This window comes from Mariniradius sediminis, assembly GCF_021491425.1.
GTDB classification, from domain to species: Bacteria; Bacteroidota; Bacteroidia; order Cytophagales; family Cyclobacteriaceae; genus Mariniradius; species Mariniradius saccharolyticus.
Window position 1 is genome coordinate 203,976 of the sequence record NZ_JAKEVZ010000003.1, and the last position, 23,298, is coordinate 227,273.

Below are 23,298 nucleotides of genomic sequence, written 5' to 3' on the forward strand. Positions count from 1 at the left end.
TAGGGCCTATGCCGACGGTTCTGAATGTCTTTGGGTATCGCTTCTTTTTCTATTCCAACGACCATGATCCCCCGCATATCCACGTTGAAAAGGGAAATGCTACGGCAAAATTTCTTCTCAGGCCTATTGAATTGGTAAAATCGAAAGGATTTGGAGCAAAGGACCTTAAAGAAATTCGTAAATTTATTGAGCTTTATCAGTTGACACTAGAAGGATCTTGGAATGAGTATTTTGACAATAAGTAAATCACCCTTAGCAATAGACGTCAGGTTCGATGAGGCCAGAATGTATATTTCTTTAGAGGATGGACGGGAACTTAGTATTCCTTTGGAGTGGTTCCCAAAGCTACGAGATGCAAACCAAGAGGCACTTTTGAATTTTCGTTTCATTGGTGGAGGAGAAGGTATTCATTGGGAGTCCTTGGACGAAGACATTTTAGTGACAAACCTATTATAGGGAGAACAAATTTTGGTCTAACGATTACGGTAGCAGCTAGGTGATATTTCTCGAGCTTAAGCTATCAGCGAATAAGTTCTACTAATGTTGTTTGAGTTGAGCCGATTTTGGTCATTGACTTTAAGAAATCAAAGGTTCATCATTTGGGGTTGAAAGCTCCTTTAAAATCACCGATCAAATTGACGATGCATTTTATATAACCAATACTTCATCGTTACTTTTGGGTTATTAAAGTGCCTTGAAAGAAAAATTATTTTTATGCCCCACTTCACCAAAACCGGCCAAGGACAGCCTCTGATCCTGATCCATGGATTTTGCGAATCCAAAGAAATATGGATTGAAATGACCGAAGCCTTGGCGGCTACGCATACCGTTTTTGCCTTTGACCTGCCCGGTTTTGGGGACAATCCCCTATCGAAAAAGGAAATCTCGATGGAAAGTTTGGCCGCTGACATGGCCGATTGGATGGAGAGGGAGCGGATTGAGTCGCCTATTGTGATTGGACATTCCTTGGGCGGTTACGTGACCCTCGCGTTGGCGGAACTTTTGGGCCCAAGATTGAAGGGAATTGGCCTTTTCCACTCGACCGCATTGTCGGATGATGCAGAGAAAAAACACACCCGCAACAAGGTCATTGCTTTTTTGGAAAAGAACGGCATTGACCCGTTTTTGGAATCCTTTGTTCCAGGGCTTTTCGCTCCATCAAAGGCTGTGCATCTCGAAAGCAGGATTCAATGGTTGATCCGAGAGGGAAAGCGCAGCAGTACCGCCGCATTGATCGCTTACACCGCGGCCATGCGGGACAGGAAGGATAGGTTGGATGTTTGGAAGCATTTTTCGGGCAAAAAATTGTTGATCTCTGGACGTTTGGACACAGCGGTGAAAATTGAAAACAGCCGTCAACTCCAGCCTTTCGCAGACTTTTATCTCGAATTGGAAGATGCAGCGCATATGGGGATGTTTGAAGAGCCCGAAAAGTGCCTAAAGACGATTCAGGTTTTTATGGCTAACTGAATTTGCTCAGTTTCCTTTTGATCCGAGGGCGTTGCTGACAAAATCCCTCCCCAAACTCTCCCTGTACTGATACACAAAGTCGACACCCAACTCCCGGTACCTCTCAGCGTGGTCTTGGTAGCGGCTCAGTGCGAAAACCCGAAAAGACCGATCCTTGGCCCTTTTCATTTCGGTCAAAATCGTCAGGTTGGCAGTAAAGTCGCTGATAGTCAAAAAGATTAACTTGATGCGTTTAAAATCCACCTTTTCCCATAATTCACTGTCTGTCCCATCGGCCCACAGTACCTGGTGACCTTGCGCTTGGAGCTCATCAATCCGTTCGGCATCAAAATCCAGCCCAAGGACTTTTTTCCCATGGAGGGTAAGCAATGATTCAAAGGTAGGTTTGCCGATACTGCCCAAGCCGAGGACGAGAATTTCCGCAGTGCCAAAGTTTGTTGGTTCACAATCCACACTTTCAGTTTTCTTTCCAAGCCTAAGGATTCGTGCCTTATACCTGTCAAAAATCACATGGGCATTGGTCGCCAGCGGTGCCGCCAAAATAAATGAAAACGACATGAGCAGCGCCAAGACGACAATCCATTCACTCGGTATCAGCCCGATTTGTAGGCCTACGATCCCGACGATCAAGCCAAACTCACTGAAATTGGAGAGACTCAAGGCGCCAAGAAAGGCAGTACGGGGCTGAAGCGGAAATCGCAAAAGAACAAACAGGAACAATATTCCCTTGAGCAATGCCAAGGGCAAGAGTATCAAGGCAGCACCAAAAGTGGAGAGGCTGGGCAATCCAACGAGACCGACGTTGAGGAAGAAGGCGATCAGAAAAAAATCCTTGTATTCCGCCATGCGCTCATACAGATCCTCAGCCTTGGGATGGTTGACCAGCAGCATACCAATCACCAAGGCCCCTAAATCCGGCTTGAGTCCGACCAGCTTGAAGCTCAGGGCTCCCGCGATAAATGTGGCAAAAAAGCCAAAAAAGGAAAAAAGCTCACCATGGTCCATTCGCTGGAGTAGCTTGTCGAGAACCTTTTTCAGAATCCACAGAAATGCGGGCATCGCAAATACCCAAAGCGAGGGAACTACCCGATCTGAAAAAGCAATAAACAGTACCGCAAAAATGTCTTGAATGATCAGGATACCAATCGCGATTTTCCCGTGGTAGGAGTCAAATTCCCCTTTTGCCTCTAGGGTCTTTACCACAAAGACGGTGCTGGAAAAGCTCAGTGCGAAACCCAACATCAGGCTGCTTTGCATACTCAAACCGACGAAAATGCTGAACCCAAAATAGGCAAGCAGCACCATGATACCCGAAACTGCCAAAATCGTCAGCACCATATGGACGCTTGCCGTCGCCCATATTTCCGGCCTGAGCAGCTGCTTTACTTTGAGCTTGAGTCCGATGGTGAACAAGAGAATCATCACACCGATATCCGCCATGGCATCGATGACGCTGTTGAGATTGCCGTCCTGAAGTCCGGAAAAATTGATCAGAAATCCAGCAACTAAAAAACCTACCAAGGGAGGGAGTCCGATTTTTTTGGTGGCAAATCCGCAGGCAAAGGCAACTGAGAGCCAAATTGCCGCTACATAAAGTGGATCTGAGATACCCATGGCGTTGGTGTAAAATGAAAAGGAACTCATAATTCGGTTTCCCGGAATGCCTTTCGACAAAAGGCCCACATTGAGGGATTGCCTACACGATGGTTGGCAATGGAAAAGTAGTCCTTATTTGGCAAGTATAAAACGAATTCTTTTTTGTGATTGGTCATTGTCATTGCCACATACCAGGTAAATGGATGCAACCAGGGTTTTGAAAACAGCAAAACCACTTTGGATTCCCGATTGGAACTGAATCCATCATTCGGGCTTGAATCATTTTCCCCTCTTATCTTGGGCCAAAATTTCAAGTAATCTTTTGTTGTCGGGATGCTCCAAAAACTGGTTGAACTCCAAGAAATACTTCCCGGGATCCTCGCCGACAAAGGCTTCGTAGCACCCGTCTTTTCCGGTATATCTTTCCTTGATAATTGGCAGGGGCTGATTGGCTTGCGCATATCCATGCCAGCCGTCCCAGTCTTTCACAATGAATGATATACTCGTCCCTTTCATTTCGGTGTACCGGTGCATGCCGCGCCGCTCATCCACCAATCCCACATATCCCGTTTCGGAAACCTTGTACACCTTGGCCCAGCCTTGGTCCACGATGAGTTCAAAACCCATTTTTTCCTCATAGAAAAGTTGCGCAGCCTGCATATCCTGGTAGTACAGCCAGGTGACTGCCCCATAAAATCCCATTCCAGCCGCCACACTGTCACTATGCGTTGGCAAGGCGGCAAAGCGCCTGAGCTGCGGCATCAGGCGTTCATTTTCGGGATGTTGTTTGAATGTCTCAAATTCCAGCAGGTAGCCTTCAGGATCCACTGCAACAAAGCCGTCGTGGGCATTGTTGGTTTTTGGCTTGTACTCGTATTTGATTTGTACATTGTGGGCCTTCAGGTAGGTGTACCATTCCGGCAATTGGTCGGTCAGGAGGGCAATCGCGACGGTTTTAGGTTCCTCAGCCTTGTGTCGACCGACCGCAGCATCGACCAAGGTCACGAAAGCATCCTGCGAAATCCGAAGCGTAAGGGCAAAACCATAATCCGACACGATCTCCAGCCCCAACAGCTTCTGGTAAAAATCCCGCGCCCGCGGAAAGTCCTTGTAGTACAAAAAAAGGTTAGTCGCGGAAATCCCAAAATCCGCCAAAGTTCGGAAGTCCGAATTTTTTGCCAAAAGTCGATTGATATGCGTGACGGGATAGCCCAGTAGCCGACCGAACCTGCGTGCTTCTGCCTCTCCCGAGGTTCCATCGCTCAGGGTCTTTTTCAGGTCAAGGTAAGCGTCCAAGCTGTTGCCCGAATAGAAGATCAGCACTTCCTTTCCTTTGGCGACATCTGCTGGGAACAATTGCGTTTGTACCAAATCAGCTTCCCGGTAGACGGATACACCATGCTTTTTGGCGATTTCCTCCGCTTTTTCAAAGAGACCATTCGTCTCTTCCGGAGCGAGTGGTGCACTCAAGGCAATCGGTTTGACGCCGGCTGCGACCATTTCGGCAAATGCTTCCATTTGTCCCAAATACTCGGCTTGTTGGGTTTGGTCTTTGTTTTGGCAGGAAAAAAACAATAAAACAACCAATGGCTGAACAAGCATCCAAGGTCTTAGGATGGTTTTGAAAAAGGGATTTTTCATGTGTGAAGCTGAATTGACAAATATCCAAACAGCGTCAATATAGGCCAAAATCAATCAAGCCAAAATACCATCTGAAAAATCCCAGCAACCGAACCGGATCAATCAGTCCTGTGGAATGGTAATGACCACGTTTCCGGTTTTCTGCCCTGTCTCGACGTAGCGATAGGCTTCGACGATATCTTCCAATTCATAGGTTCGGTCCAATACCGGTTTGAAGTACCCCTTCGCCGCCAATTCCCCCAAGAAACGGATATCCTCTTGTTCAGTGGTGGGAATTGGGAACAGCAGTCGCTTCCCTTTGGATTTGCTCAGCAAGATCGCTTTCCAGACGTTTTCTCCATTTTTGCCCAATTCGGTCGACATGTATTTTCCCTGTGGTTTCAACAACGGTTTGCATGCACCCCATGAGCTTTTGCCCACCGCATCGAAAATCAGGTCGAACCTCGTCGCTAAGTTGGAGATATCTTCCCGGGTGTAGTCGATCACCACATCCGCTCCCAGCGATTTCACCAAATCCACCTTTGCGGAAGGACAGACCGCGGTCACATGTGCACCGAAGTATTTGAGCAGTTGTACGGCTGCCGAACCGATTGCGCCGGTCGCGCCGTAGACCATCACTTGCTGTCCTGCTTGGGTCTTTGCTGCGCGGATATTGCCGAGTGCGTAGTGGGAACCTTCCGTCAACATGGCCGCGGTTTGATAATCAATGCCATTCGGTACCTTGGCGATCCCTGCGTTTTCGGAGATCGTCTTGAATTGGGCGTGGCCCCCAAAGTGGGCATCGTCGAAGCCATATACCCGATCAGCGATTTGGAATTTTTTGACTTTTTCGCCCACCGACACCACTTCTCCCGCAAATTCACAACCCAATACAGGCTCCTTTGGACGGAAAAGTCCACTCCAAAACCGGGAGATGAAGTATTCCGCACTTCTGAATCCACAGTCTGTCCGATTGACCGTGCTGGCAAAAACCTTGATCAAAACCTCATCCGATTTCGGGCTTGGATTTGGGATGTCTTGGATTTGGACCACCTCCGGCGGACCATAGGACCTGTACACAGCGGCTTTCATAAGCTGGAATTTTACATGAAAAAACAACACTAGATAGGCAAAAAAAACCATTTCCTGTTTTTGGAAATGGTGGACTCCTTTTTTGGGGCTTGAATGCAGGTTTTTTGGGATCAATTGCCTAAGTGAAAACCTTCATCGACACGATTGGGTGGGGATAGTTTCCACCGAGACTCACCCCATATCGTTTGAGTTCGGAGGTGTTCAATTCAAATGGCCTATGAATATCAAAGCCCGGTACCTTCCCCAGTTCCGGGATCCAATGCCGCACATAATCGCCTTTTTTGTCATGGTTGCTGCCCTGCTTGAGGATATTGAAGTACCGGTTTTCGCGCGGGTCGTTGCCTACGCCAGCCACATACATCCAATTGCACCAGTTGCTGCACACATCGTAATCGATCAATTTGCTTTCAAAATAGGCTGCGCCCCAGCGCCAGTCGATGCCAAGGTCATTGACCAAAAAGGAGGCTACGTTTTGCCTGCCGCGGTTAGACATAAAGCCCGTTGAGTTGAGTTCCCGCATATTGGCGTCCACGAAGGGAATGCCCGTGTGGCCGTTTGCCCATTTCCAAAACAGGCTTTCGTCCCGTCTCCACCGGTCTGCAAATGGTTTGATTCCCTTGAGCTGGAAGATCTTGTTGCCGTGTTTTTTGGCAATAAAGCGGAAATAGTCCCGCCAAATCAGCTCAAAGACCAGCCAATAGGTCGAGTCGTTTTTGACACGTTCCTTCTCATAGCGCTTCACTTCCCAATAAATCTGCCTTGGGGAAAGACAACCGAGGGCCAACCATGGCGAGAACTTGCTGCTGTAGTTAGCACCTAGCAAGCCGTTGCGGGTATTCTTGTAGTCCTTGAGGCAATCAAGGTTCCAAAAATAGGTCTGAAGTCGCCTGAGGCCTTCTTGTTCACCACCTTTAAACATCAACACGCCTCTTCCCGTGTCCTCAGGCTCCTTCAAACCAAATTCCGACAATGCAGGAATCTGCCCTTTTTCTATTTCTATCTTAGGAAAATTGATTGAATTCGGCGTGGAAGCATGCAGCCGTACTTTGCAGAATTTTTCGCACTCTTTTCTGAATTGGGTAAAAACCTCCGGCGTCTGCCCAATTGGGAAGGGTAAGTCTTCAATGTGGAAAAGCGTATGCTGCCAAAAGGAGCGGGTTTTGATTCCCTTTTTCCAAGCCGTGGATTCGAGTGCATCATCGACCTGTTTTTCTTCGTCTGTGACTTCTTCTGAGAAAAAGATCGCTTCAGCCTGCAAGCTTACGGCCAAATTGGGGATTTCCTTTTCTGGGAATCCATGCAGCACGACTAGATCGGCCCCCAATTTTTGGAGATTTTGGCGCAGTTCAGAAACAGATTCCTTAAGGAACTTCGCCCTCAAGTTGCCCATCTTCTCCATCCCCAAATCAATCTCCCCAAAATGCCTCGGGTCGAAGCAATACACGGGTATCACTTCTTCCGCTTTTTCGCAGGCCATGGAAAGCGTGACGTTGTCATGGATGCGGAGGTCATTTCTAAACCAAACAATAATGCGCCTGTATTTCATAACTATTCGGCTAACGGGCTGTCCAAGAAAAGTGTTTGGGCTTCTCAGGAATAATTCGTAAATCATTATCCCAAGATTTATTTATGAAAACGATCTTTGCCGCGGTTCTTTTTACCATTTCGCTGGGTCTATATGCTCAGGAAATGGCTCCCAACAGGGTTTTTTGGGAAAAATTAAGTGCGGGGTGTGGGCAGGCATTCGAAGGGCAACTCATCAGTCCCCCTGCGGAAAATGATCCATTTTTGGGTAAAAGGCTGACCATGTACATCATGGAATGCGGGCCTGATTTCCTACACATCCCATTTTATGTGGGCGAAGACAAGTCCAGAACTTGGGTTTTGACGATGAAAAACGAATTGATCCAACTCAAGCATGACCACAGGCACGAAGATGGATCACCGGATAAGGTGACACAATACGGTGGATTGGCCAGCAATACGGGTTCGGCGACGACCCAGATGTTTCCAGCTGACCAAGAGACCGCCAATTTGATCCCCCATGCGGCGCACAACGTGTGGTGGATTACGGTGGATGATACCAGTTTCACCTACAATCTCCGAAGAATCGGTACAGAAAGATGGGTAGCTGTAAAGTTCGACTTGACCAAGCCTGTGGAGAATCCCGGGAGGCCATGGGGATGGTAACAGGATTTTTGAAAGAATTGAGCCAATTGTGAATGTAAATCGGACAGCCATGCGTTTCCCTTTCCTTTTTTTTCTTGTCCCATTGGTCGTTTGGAGTATTGTTCCCATCCATGCGCAGGGTTTGTTTGATTCGGAAGCAGTACTGGAGATCCGCTTAAAGGGCGACGTGAATACACTTTTCAAAGACCTGAGTGGCAAGCCTGAATACCTTCCTTTTGAGCTTTTGTTGGAAAACCAAGCTTCCGGAAACGAGGCCCTTCCAATCAAAGTCCGTACCCGGGGACACTTCCGAAGGGAAATGGGCATATGCAGCTATCCGCCCTTGTTGCTCAATTTTCCCGAAAAGGGGGAAAATCCCGGGATTTTCCACGGTTATGACAAACTGAAACTCGTCATGCCTTGCAAGGGGGAGCGGTACCTCTTGCGGGAATATTACGTCTACAAAGCCTATCAAATTCTCAATCCGGATGGACTACGGGTCCGTTTGGTACGGCTGACGCTGGAGGATACCGGAGGGAAAAAGGAAAAAACGGAAACCCTAACGGGATTTCTTCTGGAAGAAGAGGAGGCAGTGGTCCAAAGGACAGGATTGGAACTCGTCGAGCGGGATTTGATTCGCCCACATCAGACAGACTTGGAAGCTTATCTGCGGATGTCCATTTTCCAACTCATGATTGGCAACACGGATTGGTCCATCGAGTACAGGCAAAACATTTATTTGCTCAGAAAATCGGAAAATGACCGTCCTATACCGATTCCCTATGATTTTGACCATGCCGGAATGGTCAATGCTCCCTATGCCAAGCCTGCGCCGGAGTTGGAAATGAGCGCCGTGACCGAACGTCGTTACCGGGGCTTTTGTGTGGAAAACATGGCCGATTTTGTGCCTACGCTCGATACCTTTCGTGGGCATAGAGATGCGTTTTATGCACTTTACAATGGAAGTTCGATTTTGGACGAAAAAGACATTAAATTCAGCATCCAATATTTGGACGAGTTTTTCAAACTCCTTGATCAACCCAAAAAACTCGAAACCCTTCTCAAGTATCCCTGCCAACCCGGCAGCACCGGCAATGTGATTATCAAAGGCCTCAAACAATAAACCATGAAAAACCTACTTTACCTGATTGCGTTTTTGGTGACGCTTCCTTCATTGGCCCAGCAGCCGCTCAGTTTGGCGGAAAGACTGGGTTATTCCAAAACCGACAAATTGCTCATCATCCATGCCGATGATATCGGGATGGCGCATTCCGAAAATGTCGCCACCATCCACGCCATCAAGACGGGTGTAGTCAATTCGACCAGCATCATGATGCCTTGTGCCTGGTCGACAGAGGTTGGTGAGCTCATCAAGGATATGCCCAATTTGGACATCGGCGTCCATATCACCCTGACAAATGAGTGGCATACTTACAAATGGGGACCTGTTACTTCCAAGTCTGAAGTGCCGGGATTGGTGGGGCCGGATGGATTTATGTACAAGGATTGTGCGTCTGTCGCCAAGAATGCCAGTCCCGAGGAGGTCGAGAAGGAAATGCGCGCCCAAATCGAAGCTGCGTTGAAAATCGGCATCAAGCCTACACATTTGGATTCCCATATGGGCTGTGTGTTTTATGGAAGGCCGGAGTATTTGGTGTCATACCTCAAGCTTGCCAAGGAATACGGCATTCCAGCCATGGTCAATCCCCAAATGATGGAAGGCATCATCCGACCCAATGCTGCCCTTTTCAAGGGGATTGATATCGACAACATCCCGGTCATTGACCATGTGGCTATCGCAAGCGAAAAGATCTATGATGAAATCGGTTTGGATGAGTACTACACCCGATTGCTGAAGGACCTACCGTCCGGCGTCACCGTCCTGCTCAACCATATTGCTTTTGATGATGAGGAGATGCAGGCGCTGACGACCAAGTTTACCCATTGGCATGCGGGCTGGAGACAGGAAGACTTTGATTTCTTCACCAGCAAAAAGGCAAAGGACCTTTTGGCGGCCAACAATATCAAGTTGGTCACCTGGAGGGAAATCGGGCAGTTAAAATAGCTGGGTGCCGACAGGGTATGGTTTTGCCGCTTTTGCGAAGGCAGCATACAAAGCGAGTACTCCACCCGCTTACTCATTTGCAGAGAAACTTTCCCTGAAATTTTTGCCAAAGTATCGCTTCGCCTTTTTTAGATTTTTTCTAAATTGGGAATTCCATTTCAAAAGCAAACGCCATGACAACCGAACAACAAACCGCCATCGAACAAGAAATTGCCCAACTCAAAAGCAGCCTTACGGGCAACATGTTTCAGGATATGGATGCACGCGACCGTATCCACAACCTGGAGATGCAGCTCAAGGGCATCAAGCCAGTAGATAGTCATTTTGACTGCGTGGGCTGTGGAAGCTAATTGATTTCCAAACCTAAACGAAAAGGGTTTTGTCGGTTGTCCCAAAAAAGCAATAGATAGACCCTTTTTTCATTTTCGTTCACTTTGTAAAACAAGGTCGTGTTTTGGTGCAAAAACCCATGGTGGACATGCTCACGGCCCTCTAGTTTTTTGAAAATCCTTGGGTCCAAAGCAATAGTTTCGATCAGGGAGTTTGCTCTGTTAATGAATTTTTCGAGTTCTTTTTCGCCGAAAAAATTGAATAGATAATCGCAAATTTCTTCAAATGACCGGAATGCGCGATCGGTCCAGATTACTTCATAATCCATACTTGGATTTGATTTCTTCCATAGCTGATTGATGCGTGCGGTATTTTTTTTCGGTGATTTCCTTCTCAGCAATATCCAGCAGCCTATTGATCGTTTCCAATTCACTTTCCGCATCAGGTGCCATAAATTCATAATGGTGCTGTTCCAAAAACTCCGTGAGCACTTTTTCCTGTTGGGGATTGCTGATTTTCACCAAGATCGTTTTCATAACCGACAATGAATAATTGTTTGACAAAGATACTTTTGCTGTAATTTAGGTAAAATTCCTATGCAAGCCATCCGATACTTTGTCATTTATAAGCCCTTCGGCATCCTCAGCCAATTCAGCGGAGGGGAAGACACCTTGAAGTCTTTGGGGGATTTTCCATCGGATGTATATCCTATCGGCCGGCTTGACAAAGACTCCGAGGGCCTCCTTATCCTCACCAACGACAAGACGCTCAACCACTACCTGCTCAATCCAAAGTTTCACCACCAGCGAACGTACTTCGCACAGGTAGAAGGCATTCCCGAACCGGAGGACCTGAAAAAGCTCGAATCGGGCGTGGACATCAGCATCGAGACGGGAACCTATCGTACCAAAAAGGCGATTGCCCTAAAACTCGCCCATCCACCTGCGTTTCCGGAAAGGAATCCGCCGATTCGCTACCGGAAGTCTGTCCCTGATACCTGGATCAGCCTGACCCTGATCGAGGGTAAAAACCGCCAAGTCCGCAAGATGACCGCAGCCGTGGGATTTCCCACCTTGCGCCTGGTACGCTGGTCGGTGGAAAATCTGACTATAGAAGGCTTCCTAGTTGGCGAGGTGCGTGAAATGGAAAAAGACGAAATCTACCGCCTGCTGAGGGTTCAGAAGATTTTTTTAAAGCAGGAGGGTAAGAGAAACAAAAGCTGAGCAAATCGAAACCCCGATTTTTGTGTCGATTCGAAGGATCCTTGTTGAACCTCATATTCTTGTTTACAAGGAGATGATTTTCTCTGGGCTTGTGAAGTGTGGAAAGCGTGAGAGTCACTGAAATTTTTTCGCCTTTTCCTTTCTGAATGGGACAGAGAAAACACCTGGAAAGCTTGTTTTACATCGCCTCAAATTTTTTAGCTTTGACGCCATTCCTGCTTGATGGATGCAGGATTTGAAAATTAACCCTAAACAACAAATATGGTTTTCTTCGGTACTCGGGTGACACAAGTCGCGACGGAAAAAATTGCTTACGAGTGTCCAAATTGTGGCACGAAGAATAGTGTTCAAATGTTCGTATTCCGGCGGTTTGCGCACGTCTTTTGGATACCGATGTTCCCTATGTCCAAGACAGGTGTGACCGAATGTTCCCATTGCAAACAGGTTTTGCGAAAAGAGGAATTTCCCCCAAGGTTTAGAGATAGCTATGAAATATTGAAGTCAAAAAGCAAGACCCCGATTTGGACTTTTTCGGGGTTGGTGTTGTTTGCTATTTTGCTTGTGGTCGGGGGAATCAGAAGTAACCAAATTAAGGAAAGAAACGCCGAATTGATTTTGTCCCCTCAGAAAGGGGACGTGTATGAAATCAAACTGGACTACAAGCAATATACGCTTTACAAAGTCGATGAGGTGGTGGGAGATACGGTTTTCGTGTTGCCACACCAATATGAGACCAATAAAAGGAGGGGAATAAAGGACTTAAAAATGAGGGGAGATGATGACTTTGTGCTAGAGCGCTTCCCGATATTGAAGGAGGAATTAAAGATTAAATTAGAGGAAGGCGAAATCATGAACGTCGACCGAAAATAACCTCGAATTTCTTTCCACAACCTCCATTTTCCATCAAGACTCCTGAAGGCTTGGACTGAATAGGTTCACTACTTTCCTTTGGTTTGACCCATCAATTGGCAACCTGCGGTTGGTTCGGCTGATGTTTGTATTCCCCTCACACCATCACCAGCCCATATTCCCGCAGTGAGCGCCAGGGTTTTGAACCTAGGAACCTGTCAAACTCGCCCAAATTAGCCGAGCTGTAGTGCTGCTCGAAATCCGCAAAAGTCATTTCCTTTTTTCCCGCCTTGGGCATCATTTCACGGACCATGGTTTCCAACCATTCACCTTCTCTTGGGCTGACGGAGATAGTATCGGTGCCATTCTTGTTTTCGATCACTAGACGATACGTGGTCGTAGTTTTTCCTTTTTTGAGGTTTTCGGATATCTCCAGTTCGGGCAGGTTGCCCAGCCACACCATCTTGGCGTTGGGTTTCATCACCTTGCCGGTTTCGACCATAATGGCGTTTTCGATAAAATGCGGGGATACCTTCGTCTTGGGGATTTTAAAGTCAAACCATTCCTGCAGCGGAAATTCGAAGCAGATGCCATGCATGTAGTTGAACAGGGCTTTTTTCAGACCTTCGCCAAAAAGCTCATGATCGGCGCCCTCGGGATCCTCGTGGCTGAGGTCATTGTCTGCAAACAGCCCCAATTCAGGTCCTGTCCGCACGACTCTAAACGCTCCGGGATCGATCCCGATTGGTGCATGGGAAGTCATTGCAAACAAATGCCAGAAACCCGATTGCAGGACGTTGTTCAGGAAGAGTTGCCGTACCATTTCGAGGCTATCGATGGTTTCTTGGGCGGTTTGTGTCGGGAAACCGTACATCAAGTAGGCATGGACCATAATCCCTGATGCGGTAAAATTTCGGGCGACACGCGCGACTTGGGCAACGGTGACGCCTTTCTGCATCATCTCAAGAAGCCTATCTGAAGCAACTTCCAATCCGCCCGAAACGGCAATGCAGCCCGAAGCCCGCAGCAGCCGACAGAGATCCTCGGTAAATCTTTCCTCAAAGCGGATATTGGTCCACCAGGAGATTTTGAGGTTTCGCTTGAGGATTTCGATCGCCAATTCCCGCATGAGTGCGGGCGGCGCCGCTTCATCGACAAAATGGAATCCCGTTTCGCCCGTCTGTGCAATCAATTCTTCGATACGGTCACAAAGGATCTGGGCACTGACGGGTTCGTAGTTTTTGATATAATCCAAGCTGATATCGCAAAAGGAGCATTTTTTCCAATAGCAGCCATGTGCCATCGTCAGCTTGTTCCAGCGCCCATCCGACCAAAGCCGGTGCATGGGATTGGCGATTTCGATGACGGAAAGGTATTTGTCCAATGGCAAACCGGAGTAATCAGGCGTACCCGTTTGGCTGAAGGGAATGTCCATGTGCTTGGAGCCGTTGCAGTAGCGCACTTTTCCATCCATGAGTACGAAGGTCCGTTTGAGTTCCGCGATTTCCCTTTTTCCATCCAAATGCTCCAGAAGACAGGTCAGTGGCCTCTCCCCATCGTCCAAAGTGATGAAATCCAGGTATTTGAAAACCCTTGGTTCCTTGAGCGAACGGAGTTCCGTATTCGGATACCCGCCACCCATGGCGACTTTGATGTTTGGGAAATGGGTCTTGATGAATTTTCCGCAACGTAGTGCGCCGTAAAGATTTCCCGGGAAAGGCACGGAAATGCACATCAGGTACGGATCGGTTTCTTGAATCAGTCTTTCCAATTCCTCCAACAGAAACTGATCGGTAAAGGACTCCGAACCCTCCAGTGCCCCGTGCAGCGGATCAAAAGAAGTCGCCGACCTTCCCAAGCGCTCTGCGTACCGGCTGAAGCCAAAGTGCGGGTCCAAAGCCTCGCTGATCAAATCCCCGATATCTTCGAGGTACAGAGTGGCAAAATGCCTCGCCTTGTCCTGAATGCCCATGGTACCAAAGGCCCAGTCCAGATCATCCAATTGCGCAAACCGGGAGGCCTGCGGCAAAAAATCACCTTCGCAGATCGTGTAGGCCAAAGTCGGATTGTCGAATTGCAGGAAGCGGATCACCGGATCGATGGTGTGGAGGTAATCCTGCTGCAGCTTGACAATACGGTGGCAGTTGGCTGACAAGTCCTTCAGCCCGCGTCGTTCTATTGCCTCAAACACTTTGGTCAAGCCTTCTTTCGAAAAAATCCTCAAAATTACCCGAATTCCAAGGTCACTTTGGAATGCCTTTTTGCCAATCGTATTCAGGTAACCCTTGATGTAGGCAGTCGCCGGGTAGGGGGTATTGAGTTGGGTAAAGGGTGGGGTTATAAGGAGAATGGGTTTGGACACGGGAAAATGGTTTGGGTCAAATTTCAGGAATTTCTGTGATAACCTTTTACAAAAGAAAAAAGATGCTTCGAGGGTTCTATCTTGGTTTGTGAATTTCACACCGTGTGGGTTCATTGATTAACCTGCCCGATCACGCTGAGCTGGGTTTCGGAAATCAAGTATTTTTGGGAAATTTTGCGAGTTTCTTTTTCCCTTTTCACCCAATCGCCCGTTTATCCATTCATGCAATCCAAAATTGATAGAATTATTATAATTTAGGCGGGCTTTTGGGATGTGTGATTTTCCACGATCGTAAAGGCCAGAATTAAACCAACACCAAGATCCAAGATGCATCAGGAGAAAATCAAACAGGTCATTGAAGAAGTAAAGAAAGTAGTCGTAGGCCAGGACCGGATGGTCAATCGTTTGCTGATAGGCTTATTCACCAATGGGCACATATTGTTGGAAGGCGTACCGGGACTTGCCAAAACCCTAACGGTAAATACCTTGGCCAAGGTGCTGCATCTGGATTTCAGAAGGATCCAATTTACCCCGGATCTACTGCCCTCCGACTTGATCGGTACGATGATTTATAACCAGCAGGAGGCGGACTTCGAAGTCAAGAAAGGGCCAATCTTCGCCAATATCATCCTCGCGGATGAAGTGAACCGATCTCCTGCCAAGGTGCAGTCGGCCTTGCTTGAGGCGATGCAGGAAAAGCAGGTCACCATCGGTGAGACGACATTCCAATTGGATAGACCCTTTCTCGTTTTGGCGACACAAAACCCGGTCGACCAAGAAGGAACCTATCCTTTGCCCGAAGCGCAGGTGGACAGGTTTATGATGAAGGTGCACATAGATTATCCCTCCAAGGCCGATGAATTGGAAGTCATGCGTCGCATGGCCAATATGCAGTTCAATTCCGAAGTCAATGCAATCCTTTCCAAGGAAGACATTTTTGCCATCCGTACCCAAATCAACGAAGTCAAAATCGCCGAGCCACTGGAGAATTATATCATCGAGCTTGTCTTCGCGACAAGGTTTCCTGAAAAGTATGGTTTGAAGGACGAAGCGAAGTACATACAGTTCGGTGTTTCTCCCCGCGCAAGTATCAATTTGAATCTGGCATCCAGGGCCGTGGCTTTTATGGAAGGCAGGGATTATGTCCTTCCAGAGGATATCAAGGCGGTCGCGGAGGATGTGCTCAACCACAGGATTATCCTCAATTATGAGGCGGAGGCAGACAATGTGAGTACCCGGGATTTGGTTCGGATATTCCTCGAAAAAATCCCGATTAACAAAACCGTAACATTGAAATAGGCCCAAAAGCCGCAAAAACGAGATCCCCGGGATACCGGGGATTTTTTTTGTACCTCAGTTTAATTCAATATTAAATTCCGAATTGATTTTTAAAAAAACCGTAAAGCGGAAAATTCTACCAACCATTTTTTTTGAGTCAGTTTTGCAGCGTGTTCATCAAATACGCTAACTAAACTTAACTCTTATGAGAAAATTTAATGCCCTGTTGTTCATCTTCTTGGCAGCAGTACTTGTCTTCACCAGCTGCGGGGAAGATCCAGCACCTGACAATCCAGTTACAATTAGTGGAATCCCTGCTACTGCAACTATTCCTGCGGGAGGTACTGTAGGACCAGTTACAGCTACGGTGACTGCACCTGATGGATTGGCTTCTTTCGAAGTAAAGAAAGACGGTGCCGTTGTAACGACTGTTCCTTTGAACGGAGAGACTTCTGCTACGCAGACATTCACATACACTGCCACACCTGCCGATGCTGGCAAAAACTTGGTGTTTGAGTTTACTGCAAGAGATAGAAACGGTTCGGTGGCTACTGCGACGCACGTCCTCACCGTACAAGCCGAGGAGACCACAGTGCGGGTTACTGGTAACATTACCGGAAAAGTAACATGGGTTGCTTCCAAAACTTACATACTGGGAGGAAGAGTAGCGGTGGTAGATGGTGCGGAATTGACCATCGAAGCAGGTACTGTTATCAAAGGTGAGGCTGGTTCGGGAGCCAACGCGACCGCGCTCTTGATTGCTAGAGGTGGAAAATTGTTTGCAAACGGAACAGCTGAAAAGCCCATCATATTCACATCTGTTGCCGATGAGATCGTTTCAGGTCAAGTAGCTAGTCCAAACCTTGAGCCAAACATTTCTGGTCTGTGGGGTGGTTTGTTGATCTTGGGTCGCGCTCCAGGGTCCTTTGCAGGTGATGTTACAGAAGTTCAAATTGAAGGTATTCCACCATCAGACACAAATGGTCTATATGGAGGCAACCAGCCTGCGGACAATTCCGGTGTCATCAAATATATCTCCATCAGACATGGTGGTGCCAATATTGGTGAAGGAAACGAAATCAACGGCCTTACATTGGGAGGTGTTGGTTCAGGAACTGTGATTGAAAACGTAGAGGTGATCGGTAACCAGGACGACGGTATCGAGTTCTTCGGCGGAACAGTAAACGTTAAAAATGCAATTGTTTGGAACGCTGGTGATGATGCTATCGACACTGACCAAGCTTGGTCGGGTACATTGGACAACTTCATCGTGCTTTGTGGTTCTGAGACGGACCATGCTTTGGAAATTGATGGTCCGGAGGGTTCATTCCTTGCAGCACATACTGTTAAGAATGGTTCCGTCAGGGGAAGCACTGCAGCAGAATTGGGAGATTTCAGGGATGGAGCCAGAGGCACTTTTGAAAATATCTACTTCTTTGGTTTCCCTGATCCTGCGGCAACCGCTGGAAGAGGTGATTTCTCACTCTCCGGTGACAAAACCTTGGCCAACTTCGCAAGTGGAGATTTGAAATTCAATGCGCTTCAAGTGACTTCTCCTGCTGGCGTTACATTGACGACGGTATTTAGAAACGGAACCCATGTTCACGCTTCAGAAGTGGCACTTCATGCAAATACAATAGGTGCTACCAAATCAGCCTTTGCTGGCTGGTCTTGGTCAGCAGTTTCGGGAAATCTGAATGACCTTAAATAAACAATGATTAACTCATTGGGGAGCCATCTATGGGGGCTCCCCAATTTGACTTTTTTATACTGCCATAGTCGAATGCTGTACACAACAAAACACTTATATGAAAAAGCTATTTCTAATAGTCTTATTTATCGGAATTAGTCTGTCTCCCATCTATTCGTTTGCCCAGAAGGGTACGATCAGGGGGACGATATTTGATCAAGGTACCGGCGAGCCGCTTTTTGGTGTATCGGTATTGCTTGTGGGTTCCCAAACGGGTGCTGTAACGGACTTTGAGGGGGATTTTGAAATCCAAGCTGACCCGGGAGTCCATAGTCTGAAAATCACATTTATTTCCTACAACCCACTTGAAATTGGAAATATCGAGGTGACTGCAGGTAAGGTCACTGTATTGGATAACATCCAAATGACTGAATTTACCTCTGATTTAGAGACGGTGACTATCTCCGCCGAAGCGATTAGGACGACAGAGGCGGCATTGATGTCTGTCAAGAGGAACGCGGCCAACCTGATGGACGGGATTTCCAATTCTACATTCAGGCAGATCGGAGATGGCGACGCGGCTGCGGCTATCAAGCGGGTTACAGGTGTTTCCGTGCAGGGCGGAAAATATGTCTACATCCGTGGATTGGGCGATAGATACACCAAAACTATTTTGAATGGTGTCGAAATTCCAGGTTTGGATCCGGATAGGAATACCATCCAAATGGATCTCTTCCCTACCAACGTAATCGACAATATCATTGTCTCGAAGTCCTTTACCGCAGAATTGCCAGCGGACTTCACCGGTGGTGTGGTAGATATTGAGACTAGGGATTTTCCTGAGGAAAAAACGATGGTACTGAGCGTGACGGGAGGATATAATCCTGCCATGCACCTTAACAACAATAACCTAGCGATCCAAGGCGGAAAGACCGATTGGTTGGGTTTTGATGACGGTACACGGACAATTCCAACCCAAGGGATTTCCGATATTCCTCAATTTGCTGAAGTTGTCGGAAATCCGAACAGCGCACGTGGCCAACTTTTTCAACAAATTCTGAGGGATTTTAACCCGATCCTTGGAGGGACGCAAAAGAGAAGTCCTCTTGGTGATATCGGAATGGGTTACTCTATTGGAAATCAGTTTTCGATCAAAAACAAGAAATTCGGGTACAATCTGGCGTTTACATACAGGAACGAGACGGAGGTATTCGAGAACGCCGAGTACAACCTTTTCGGAAAGCCAAGAAATGCCAATGATTTTAACATGGAAGCTCTTGAGCTCTCTAAGGGAACGCTGTCTGTTAACAACGTGCTTTGGGGAGGTGTAGCTGGCTTGGCATATAAATCTGAGTTTACCAAGATCAAATTGAACTTCCTGCGTCTCCAAAACGGTGAGTCCAAAGTCGGTAGGTTTGATTTCTTGAATTCAAATCTCGGTGCCAACTTTGAGGCTGACCAATACAACATTGAATACAACCAAAGAGCAATGTCTAATTTGCTTTTGGCCGGAGAACATTTTCTTGGAAGAGGCAAATGGGAAGTGAAATGGAAAATTTCGCCGACACTTTCTACGATTGAGGATCCAGATGTAAGGATCACGAGGTTTAGGCTTCCAAATAACACCATCGGTACTGAAGTCGGACTTCCGACCAGAATTTGGAGAAACCTCGAGGAAAGGGGACTTTTCGGAAACTTGAACATAATCAATAATTATAAGTTCATGCAAAGTGCCGCCAAATTGAGATTCGGTGGTGCTTACATCTACAAGAACCGTGATTTCTTGATCGAGAATTTCCAATTTCCAACCGGAAGCACCCAGTTCAATGGTGATCCAAATCAGGTCATGAATGAGGAGAATCTTTTCTCTGCCACCAACAGGAACGGAGTCAGGTATGATCCACTCTTTATCCCAATCAACCCCAACCAGTTCAATTCATATCTGCAAAACTTTGCTGGTTATGCATCCACCGAAGTAAATCCAACATCTAGCTTGAAGGCAATCGTCGGATTGAGAGCTGAAAAATACACGCAATTCTACACTGGAACGAATCAGACCAACACGATCGTATTTGACAATGAGAAGGTCTTGGATGACTTGGATCTTTTCCCGACTGTCAACTTAATCCAGTCTGTCGGAGCCAATCAAAACTTCCGTGCGGCCTATTCGAGAACGATCGCTAGACCTTCGTTTAAGGAAATGTCCTTCGCCGAGATCATTGACCCAATTACTGGTAGGACGTTCATCGGTGGTTTGTTTGAAGAGACAACCAATGGCGGTACAGAAGTGCTTTGGGATGGAAATCTTCAAGCAACCAGAATCAATAACTTTGACCTGAGGTGGGAGAAATTCCTCAAAAGAAATGAATTGGTTTCGATCTCAGGTTTCTACAAGACCTTTGACAAACCGATTGAAATGGTTCAGTTCCTTTCCGATCCAGGAGCTTACCAGCCTAGAAACGTGGGATCAGGTACTGTTTTGGGCGTTGAGTTGGAGTTGAGGAAATCATTGGATTTCATTACGCCAGCGATGGAGAATTTCTTCTTCAACACCAATATCACCGTGGTAGACTCGCGAATCGAAATGTCGGAGTCGGAGTTTAGGTCAAGACAGCTCTCTGCCAGGGAAGGGGAGCAAATCGACCGCTTCAGGGTAATGGCCGGTCAGGCGCCTTACTTGATCAATGCTGGATTTTCTTACAATAATCCAATCAATGGCCTTGAGGCTGGCGTATTCTACAACGTACAAGGACCTACCTTGAACTTTGTTGGATTTGGAAATAGGACCGATACTTACTTGGTACCATTCCATTCCCTGAATTTGAACATCAACAAGACTTGGGGTAAGTCAGAAAGGGTACAGACTACCTTCAATATTACGAACCTTTTGGATGACGAGAGGGAAGAGATTTTCTCGATGTACAATTCCGAAGACCAAATTTTCTCTCGACTCGCACCTGGAAGAAGGGTTGCCTTTAGAATTAGATATTCGATTTGGTAATCTGATTTAGATACTTCCAAAAAAGCCTCTGAAATTCAGGGGCTTTTTTGTTGCATCAGTGTTAATAAATGGTTAAGTTTACTTAACAATAAATTAACATTGGTATGAAAGCCTATCTCGTTTCATTCCTTTTGTTTTTCTGCATCATCGAAAGCCATCAAGCCGCAACGCTTGACAATGGTAATTGGGTCGCCCAAAATAGGCCGAGTAGCGAATCGGTTGAGGATTTTTCTTCAGACGACTTTGTATCGCATTGGTCACAAAACCATACGCTCTTTCGGAAATTGGTGACAAAGCTGGAAAAGGACTACAAAAGGTATAAAGGACATCCGCGATTTCTCAAGTCCCTGTATTTTCGGACAGAAATGTACCTGTTGGAAGAATATCAACAATATTCCTTGTTGGAGGATGTGTTGCAAGAGGGCAAATTCGATTGTGTATCAGGTTCATTATTGCTGGCGTCTCTGCTCGATCGATTTGAAATACCCTACAAGATCATGGAGACTTCCCATCATGTGTTTGTCATAGTAGAACAAGGTGGAGAAGAAATCATTTTGGAAAGTACCGGAGGTATTGATGGGTTTATTTCGGGCACTTCAGAAGTAAAAAACTATCTGAGTGTGTTTGGGCCCGACAAAACCCCAAATCTAAACCTTAATCCGAAGCTCAGGGAACTTGAGTCAATCCTTAACCCATCCATTTATCGACAGATTTCAATTTCCCAACTCAAGGGGCTTGAGCATTTCAATCGGGCGATATTTTACAATAATGAGGGAAATCTATCTGCTGCAATCGAGCAACTCGATGAAGCCAAGCGCTTTTATCCTTGTGATCGAGTAATTGCGATGGATATCCTGTTGAAAAATCATCGAATTCTTGCCGAAAATGAATGAAAAATACCCTAAACAGGGTATTTTTTTTGACTTTACGCCGTGGTAATTTTGAATCATCAGATTTGAATTTTTCCACGGTTTTTTGATAAAAATTGAGGGGCAATAGTTCTACTTTTTGCCCCTCTTATTTTTTTGTATGTTTTGTTACGATTTATAGCACCCGCATCATCAATTTTGTTTGGGAAGGTTTTTGGAGGTCGATAAGGTAGCCATTGACGATGGCATATTTCAGTTTGCCGTTTTCAGCCAGGAAGAAGCTCGGGTTGTTGCCCGTCCTGAGTCCTTTCGGGTAGGCCTTGGCTGTCTTCAGAATCCAAATTGGTAGATTGTGAAGTTCCCTATCTTGTGCCTCCCGGACCTTTACCGCAAGGTATCCAGCGTTTAATAGTTCCAAGGCTTTGTCAGGATTTATGTCGGAAACACTCGCAAATTCCAGTTCATACACTTTGCCCTCGACTATCTCAAGACCGCTTGCGTCCAACTCTTCATAGCCGTAGAATATCGACAAGTCACCCAAATCATCGATTGCGCCCGTTACGAAAAATGACCCATTGGCATCTGTTTCCCTCCTTCTGATGCCAATGTCCACCTTGTATTCATGATCAGCATATTTCATCCCAAGGTTTCGGACAACCACATCCATCAGGCGGGTGGCATTGTCCGGGATGCTGTAATAGTCATCCAGACTGTAGGAAGTATATTTTTGCTCCGCAATTTCGAGCAAGGCATGAAGCATGATCATGAAGTTGAGTTTGCGGATTTGCTGCTTCTCGGGATCGTTTGGATAGCCACCGGACTCAATCAGAATGGTACTTGTGCCCCATTTCTGGAAATTGTCACCAAATGCCCTGGGCTCGAAGGCGTCGTCGTATTTGCCGACGTGTCCGGGAGCTACTTCCTGCATCATCTTGTTCATGCCGACGATTACCTGCATGGCCCTTTTTCGAACTTCATCCACTTCTGTTTCAAAATTGAAAGCTGGTGCCAATACTGAAATCGTGGCAGGTGTTCGAGTCTCCCCAGCCGTATAGTAGATCTGCTGGTCGTGGAGGTTGAATCCGAATTCCGGAGAAAACTCATCTCTTGCATTTTTCAACAATACGGCTTCCGGTGATGCCAAGGTAAGCGCATCCCGATTCAGATCTATGTCCAGAGCATTTCTTCTGATCCATTGGTCCATTCCGTCCGGATTGACCATAGGGATAAATCTTAGCGTCAGTTTGCTCAACAAGGTGTTCCTGATGTCATCAAAGCCATCATTTTTTCCTTCCAGAAAATTAAAAATGTCAAACAGGGCCATGGTAGCGGTACTTTCGTTGCCGTGCATTTGGGACCAAAGCATCACTTTGGTTTTGCCTGTGCCGGTTGTCATTTGGTACACAGTTTTTCCCTCGACGGACTTTCCGACTGGTTGGACCTCGAAATTACCCTTTCTCTCCCTGACAAGTCCTATGACCGATTCGTATTTGAATCTCCGTTCATAAATTGATGCCTCTTTGTAGCGCTCGTAGGCTTGTTCCAGCCTCGATGGGTTCGACGGTTTTTCAGCAATACCGGAAGCCCGACAGGCTGGTGCTAATGGCAAGGTGAATATCACTAAGGCGAAAAAAAGAATCCGGTGTTTGAAATATGGAACGGTCATAGCGATGTTAATTTTCGG

At 46.8% G+C, this 23,298-nt stretch carries 21 protein-coding genes; 13 read left to right on the forward strand and 8 right to left on the reverse strand.

From position 1 onward, the window contains the following. Nucleotides 1-8 precede the first annotated feature (8 nt). The 3 genes from L0U89_RS05405 (at nucleotide 9) to L0U89_RS05415 (ending at nucleotide 1,470) form a co-directional block, all read left to right on the forward strand. Nucleotides 9-245, forward strand: coding sequence for a DUF4160 domain-containing protein (locus L0U89_RS05405; RefSeq protein WP_234860597.1), 237 nt, complete (start codon nucleotides 9-11; stop codon nucleotides 243-245). Beyond that, complete coding sequence (locus L0U89_RS05410) at nucleotides 223-456, forward strand: DUF2442 domain-containing protein (protein WP_255777826.1); 234 nt, start codon at nucleotides 223-225, stop codon at nucleotides 454-456. Before L0U89_RS05405 ends, L0U89_RS05410 begins: the two co-directional genes overlap by 23 nt. Nucleotides 457-714: 258 nt before the next feature. Then, the gene (locus tag L0U89_RS05415; protein WP_234860598.1) at nucleotides 715-1,470 is read left to right on the forward strand and encodes an alpha/beta fold hydrolase; all 756 of its coding nucleotides are present in this window, start codon (nucleotides 715-717) and stop codon (nucleotides 1,468-1,470) included. Between the two features lie 6 nt (nucleotides 1,471-1,476). On the opposite strand, the gene L0U89_RS05420 is transcribed toward L0U89_RS05415, so the two are convergent. The 4 genes from L0U89_RS05420 to L0U89_RS05435 all read right to left on the reverse strand — a co-directional run bounded on the left by L0U89_RS05420 (nucleotide 1,477) and on the right by L0U89_RS05435 (nucleotide 7,324). Beyond that, a complete protein-coding gene (locus L0U89_RS05420; protein WP_234860599.1) occupies nucleotides 1,477-3,114 on the reverse strand; it encodes a cation:proton antiporter domain-containing protein in 1,638 nt (545 codons plus the stop codon). A 231-nt stretch (nucleotides 3,115-3,345) separates the two neighbouring features. After that, nucleotides 3,346-4,707: a VOC family protein gene (locus tag L0U89_RS05425; RefSeq protein ID WP_234860600.1), complete on the reverse strand. Its 1,362-nt coding sequence runs from the start codon at nucleotides 4,705-4,707 to the stop codon at nucleotides 3,346-3,348. Nucleotides 4,708-4,809: 102 nt separating this feature from the next. Next, entirely contained in the window at nucleotides 4,810-5,778 is a 969-nt protein-coding gene (locus L0U89_RS05430) for an NAD(P)-dependent alcohol dehydrogenase (RefSeq protein ID WP_234860601.1), read from the reverse strand. Nucleotides 5,779-5,896: 118 nt separating this feature from the next. Beyond that, entirely contained in the window at nucleotides 5,897-7,324 is a 1,428-nt protein-coding gene (locus L0U89_RS05435) for a DASH family cryptochrome (protein WP_234860742.1), read from the reverse strand. 83 nt (nucleotides 7,325-7,407) lie between these two features. Here L0U89_RS05435 and L0U89_RS05440 point away from each other — a divergent pair, with 83 nt between their 5' ends. The 4 genes from L0U89_RS05440 to L0U89_RS05455 all read left to right on the forward strand — a co-directional run bounded on the left by L0U89_RS05440 (nucleotide 7,408) and on the right by L0U89_RS05455 (nucleotide 10,362). Further along, nucleotides 7,408-7,968, forward strand: a complete 561-nt coding sequence (locus L0U89_RS05440) for a hypothetical protein (protein WP_234860602.1) — start codon at nucleotides 7,408-7,410, stop codon at nucleotides 7,966-7,968. Nucleotides 7,969-8,017: 49 nt separating this feature from the next. Next, a complete protein-coding gene (locus L0U89_RS05445) occupies nucleotides 8,018-9,070 on the forward strand; it encodes a CotH kinase family protein (protein WP_234860603.1) in 1,053 nt (350 codons plus the stop codon). A 3-nt stretch (nucleotides 9,071-9,073) separates the two neighbouring features. After that, nucleotides 9,074-10,012 (forward strand): polysaccharide deacetylase family protein, encoded by a 939-nt coding sequence (locus tag L0U89_RS05450; protein ID WP_234860604.1) that lies wholly within the window; start codon nucleotides 9,074-9,076, stop codon nucleotides 10,010-10,012. A 173-nt stretch (nucleotides 10,013-10,185) separates the two neighbouring features. Then, nucleotides 10,186-10,362: a hypothetical protein gene (locus L0U89_RS05455; RefSeq protein ID WP_234860605.1), complete on the forward strand. Its 177-nt coding sequence runs from the start codon at nucleotides 10,186-10,188 to the stop codon at nucleotides 10,360-10,362. Here the strand turns inward: L0U89_RS05455 and L0U89_RS05460 are convergent. Then, nucleotides 10,359-10,670 carry a type II toxin-antitoxin system RelE/ParE family toxin gene (locus L0U89_RS05460; protein ID WP_008624399.1) on the reverse strand — a complete coding sequence of 104 codons (312 nt, stop codon included), beginning with the start codon at nucleotides 10,668-10,670 and terminating at the stop codon, nucleotides 10,359-10,361. The two genes, L0U89_RS05455 and L0U89_RS05460, sit on opposite strands and share 4 nt — an antisense overlap. Then, nucleotides 10,660-10,878, reverse strand: coding sequence for a hypothetical protein (locus tag L0U89_RS05465; protein ID WP_234860606.1), 219 nt, complete (start codon nucleotides 10,876-10,878; stop codon nucleotides 10,660-10,662). The genes L0U89_RS05460 and L0U89_RS05465 overlap by 11 nt, the downstream gene beginning before the upstream one ends. A 60-nt stretch (nucleotides 10,879-10,938) precedes the next feature. Between L0U89_RS05465 and L0U89_RS05470 the strand changes: the two genes are divergently transcribed. Both L0U89_RS05470 and L0U89_RS05475 read left to right on the forward strand, forming a co-directional pair. Further along, on the forward strand, nucleotides 10,939-11,565 hold the full coding sequence (locus L0U89_RS05470) for a pseudouridine synthase (protein ID WP_234860607.1): 627 nt from the start codon (nucleotides 10,939-10,941) through the stop codon (nucleotides 11,563-11,565). 402 nt (nucleotides 11,566-11,967) lie between these two features. After that, nucleotides 11,968-12,435, forward strand: a complete 468-nt coding sequence (locus L0U89_RS05475; RefSeq protein WP_234860608.1) for a hypothetical protein — start codon at nucleotides 11,968-11,970, stop codon at nucleotides 12,433-12,435. Nucleotides 12,436-12,571: 136 nt separating this feature from the next. Here L0U89_RS05475 and L0U89_RS05480 read toward each other — a convergent pair whose 3' ends face one another. Next, nucleotides 12,572-14,776: a B12-binding domain-containing radical SAM protein gene (locus L0U89_RS05480; RefSeq protein ID WP_234860609.1), complete on the reverse strand. Its 2,205-nt coding sequence runs from the start codon at nucleotides 14,774-14,776 to the stop codon at nucleotides 12,572-12,574. A 327-nt stretch (nucleotides 14,777-15,103) separates the two neighbouring features. Between L0U89_RS05480 and L0U89_RS05485 the strand changes: the two genes are divergently transcribed. From L0U89_RS05485 to L0U89_RS05500, 4 genes are all read left to right on the forward strand, one after another. Next, nucleotides 15,104-16,075 (forward strand): AAA family ATPase, encoded by a 972-nt coding sequence (locus tag L0U89_RS05485; protein ID WP_234860610.1) that lies wholly within the window; start codon nucleotides 15,104-15,106, stop codon nucleotides 16,073-16,075. A gap of 184 nt (nucleotides 16,076-16,259) precedes the next feature. Next, entirely contained in the window at nucleotides 16,260-17,765 is a 1,506-nt protein-coding gene (locus L0U89_RS05490) for a beta-helix domain-containing protein (protein ID WP_234860611.1), read from the forward strand. Nucleotides 17,766-17,862: 97 nt separating this feature from the next. Next, nucleotides 17,863-20,745 (forward strand): TonB-dependent receptor, encoded by a 2,883-nt coding sequence (locus L0U89_RS05495; RefSeq protein ID WP_234860612.1) that lies wholly within the window; start codon nucleotides 17,863-17,865, stop codon nucleotides 20,743-20,745. 104 nt (nucleotides 20,746-20,849) lie between these two features. Further along, nucleotides 20,850-21,638 (forward strand): hypothetical protein, encoded by a 789-nt coding sequence (locus L0U89_RS05500; protein WP_234860613.1) that lies wholly within the window; start codon nucleotides 20,850-20,852, stop codon nucleotides 21,636-21,638. A gap of 151 nt (nucleotides 21,639-21,789) precedes the next feature. On the opposite strand, the gene L0U89_RS05505 is transcribed toward L0U89_RS05500, so the two are convergent. Further along, a complete protein-coding gene (locus L0U89_RS05505; RefSeq protein ID WP_234860614.1) occupies nucleotides 21,790-23,280 on the reverse strand; it encodes a M14 family zinc carboxypeptidase in 1,491 nt (496 codons plus the stop codon). Nucleotides 23,281-23,298 lie beyond the last annotated feature (18 nt).

What these genes read in the sequence shown, in the direction of transcription:
- L0U89_RS05440 (WP_234860602.1), top strand. Translation starts at nt 7,408, where the DNA reads ATGAAAACGATCTTTGCCGCGGTTCTTTTTACCATTTCGCTGGGTCTA.
- L0U89_RS05470 (WP_234860607.1), top strand. Translation starts at nt 10,939, where the DNA reads ATGCAAGCCATCCGATACTTTGTCATTTATAAGCCCTTCGGCATCCTC.
- L0U89_RS05445 (WP_234860603.1), top strand. Translation starts at nt 8,018, where the DNA reads ATGCGTTTCCCTTTCCTTTTTTTTCTTGTCCCATTGGTCGTTTGGAGT.
- L0U89_RS05475 (WP_234860608.1), top strand. Translation starts at nt 11,968, where the DNA reads ATGTCCAAGACAGGTGTGACCGAATGTTCCCATTGCAAACAGGTTTTG.
- L0U89_RS05435 (WP_234860742.1), bottom strand. Translation starts at nt 7,324, where the DNA reads ATGAAATACAGGCGCATTATTGTTTGGTTTAGAAATGACCTCCGCATC.
- L0U89_RS05500 (WP_234860613.1), top strand. Translation starts at nt 20,850, where the DNA reads ATGAAAGCCTATCTCGTTTCATTCCTTTTGTTTTTCTGCATCATCGAA.
- L0U89_RS05495 (WP_234860612.1), top strand. Translation starts at nt 17,863, where the DNA reads ATGAAAAAGCTATTTCTAATAGTCTTATTTATCGGAATTAGTCTGTCT.
- L0U89_RS05450 (WP_234860604.1), top strand. Translation starts at nt 9,074, where the DNA reads ATGAAAAACCTACTTTACCTGATTGCGTTTTTGGTGACGCTTCCTTCA.
- L0U89_RS05465 (WP_234860606.1), bottom strand. Translation starts at nt 10,878, where the DNA reads ATGAAAACGATCTTGGTGAAAATCAGCAATCCCCAACAGGAAAAAGTG.
- L0U89_RS05420 (WP_234860599.1), bottom strand. Translation starts at nt 3,114, where the DNA reads ATGAGTTCCTTTTCATTTTACACCAACGCCATGGGTATCTCAGATCCA.
- L0U89_RS05425 (WP_234860600.1), bottom strand. Translation starts at nt 4,707, where the DNA reads ATGAAAAATCCCTTTTTCAAAACCATCCTAAGACCTTGGATGCTTGTT.
- L0U89_RS05410 (WP_255777826.1), top strand. Translation starts at nt 223, where the DNA reads ATGAGTATTTTGACAATAAGTAAATCACCCTTAGCAATAGACGTCAGG.
- L0U89_RS05405 (WP_234860597.1), top strand. Translation starts at nt 9, where the DNA reads ATGCCGACGGTTCTGAATGTCTTTGGGTATCGCTTCTTTTTCTATTCC.
- L0U89_RS05460 (WP_008624399.1), bottom strand. Translation starts at nt 10,670, where the DNA reads ATGGATTATGAAGTAATCTGGACCGATCGCGCATTCCGGTCATTTGAA.
- L0U89_RS05415 (WP_234860598.1), top strand. Translation starts at nt 715, where the DNA reads ATGCCCCACTTCACCAAAACCGGCCAAGGACAGCCTCTGATCCTGATC.
- L0U89_RS05505 (WP_234860614.1), bottom strand. Translation starts at nt 23,280, where the DNA reads ATGACCGTTCCATATTTCAAACACCGGATTCTTTTTTTCGCCTTAGTG.
- L0U89_RS05490 (WP_234860611.1), top strand. Translation starts at nt 16,260, where the DNA reads ATGAGAAAATTTAATGCCCTGTTGTTCATCTTCTTGGCAGCAGTACTT.
- L0U89_RS05485 (WP_234860610.1), top strand. Translation starts at nt 15,104, where the DNA reads ATGCATCAGGAGAAAATCAAACAGGTCATTGAAGAAGTAAAGAAAGTA.
- L0U89_RS05455 (WP_234860605.1), top strand. Translation starts at nt 10,186, where the DNA reads ATGACAACCGAACAACAAACCGCCATCGAACAAGAAATTGCCCAACTC.
- L0U89_RS05430 (WP_234860601.1), bottom strand. Translation starts at nt 5,778, where the DNA reads ATGAAAGCCGCTGTGTACAGGTCCTATGGTCCGCCGGAGGTGGTCCAA.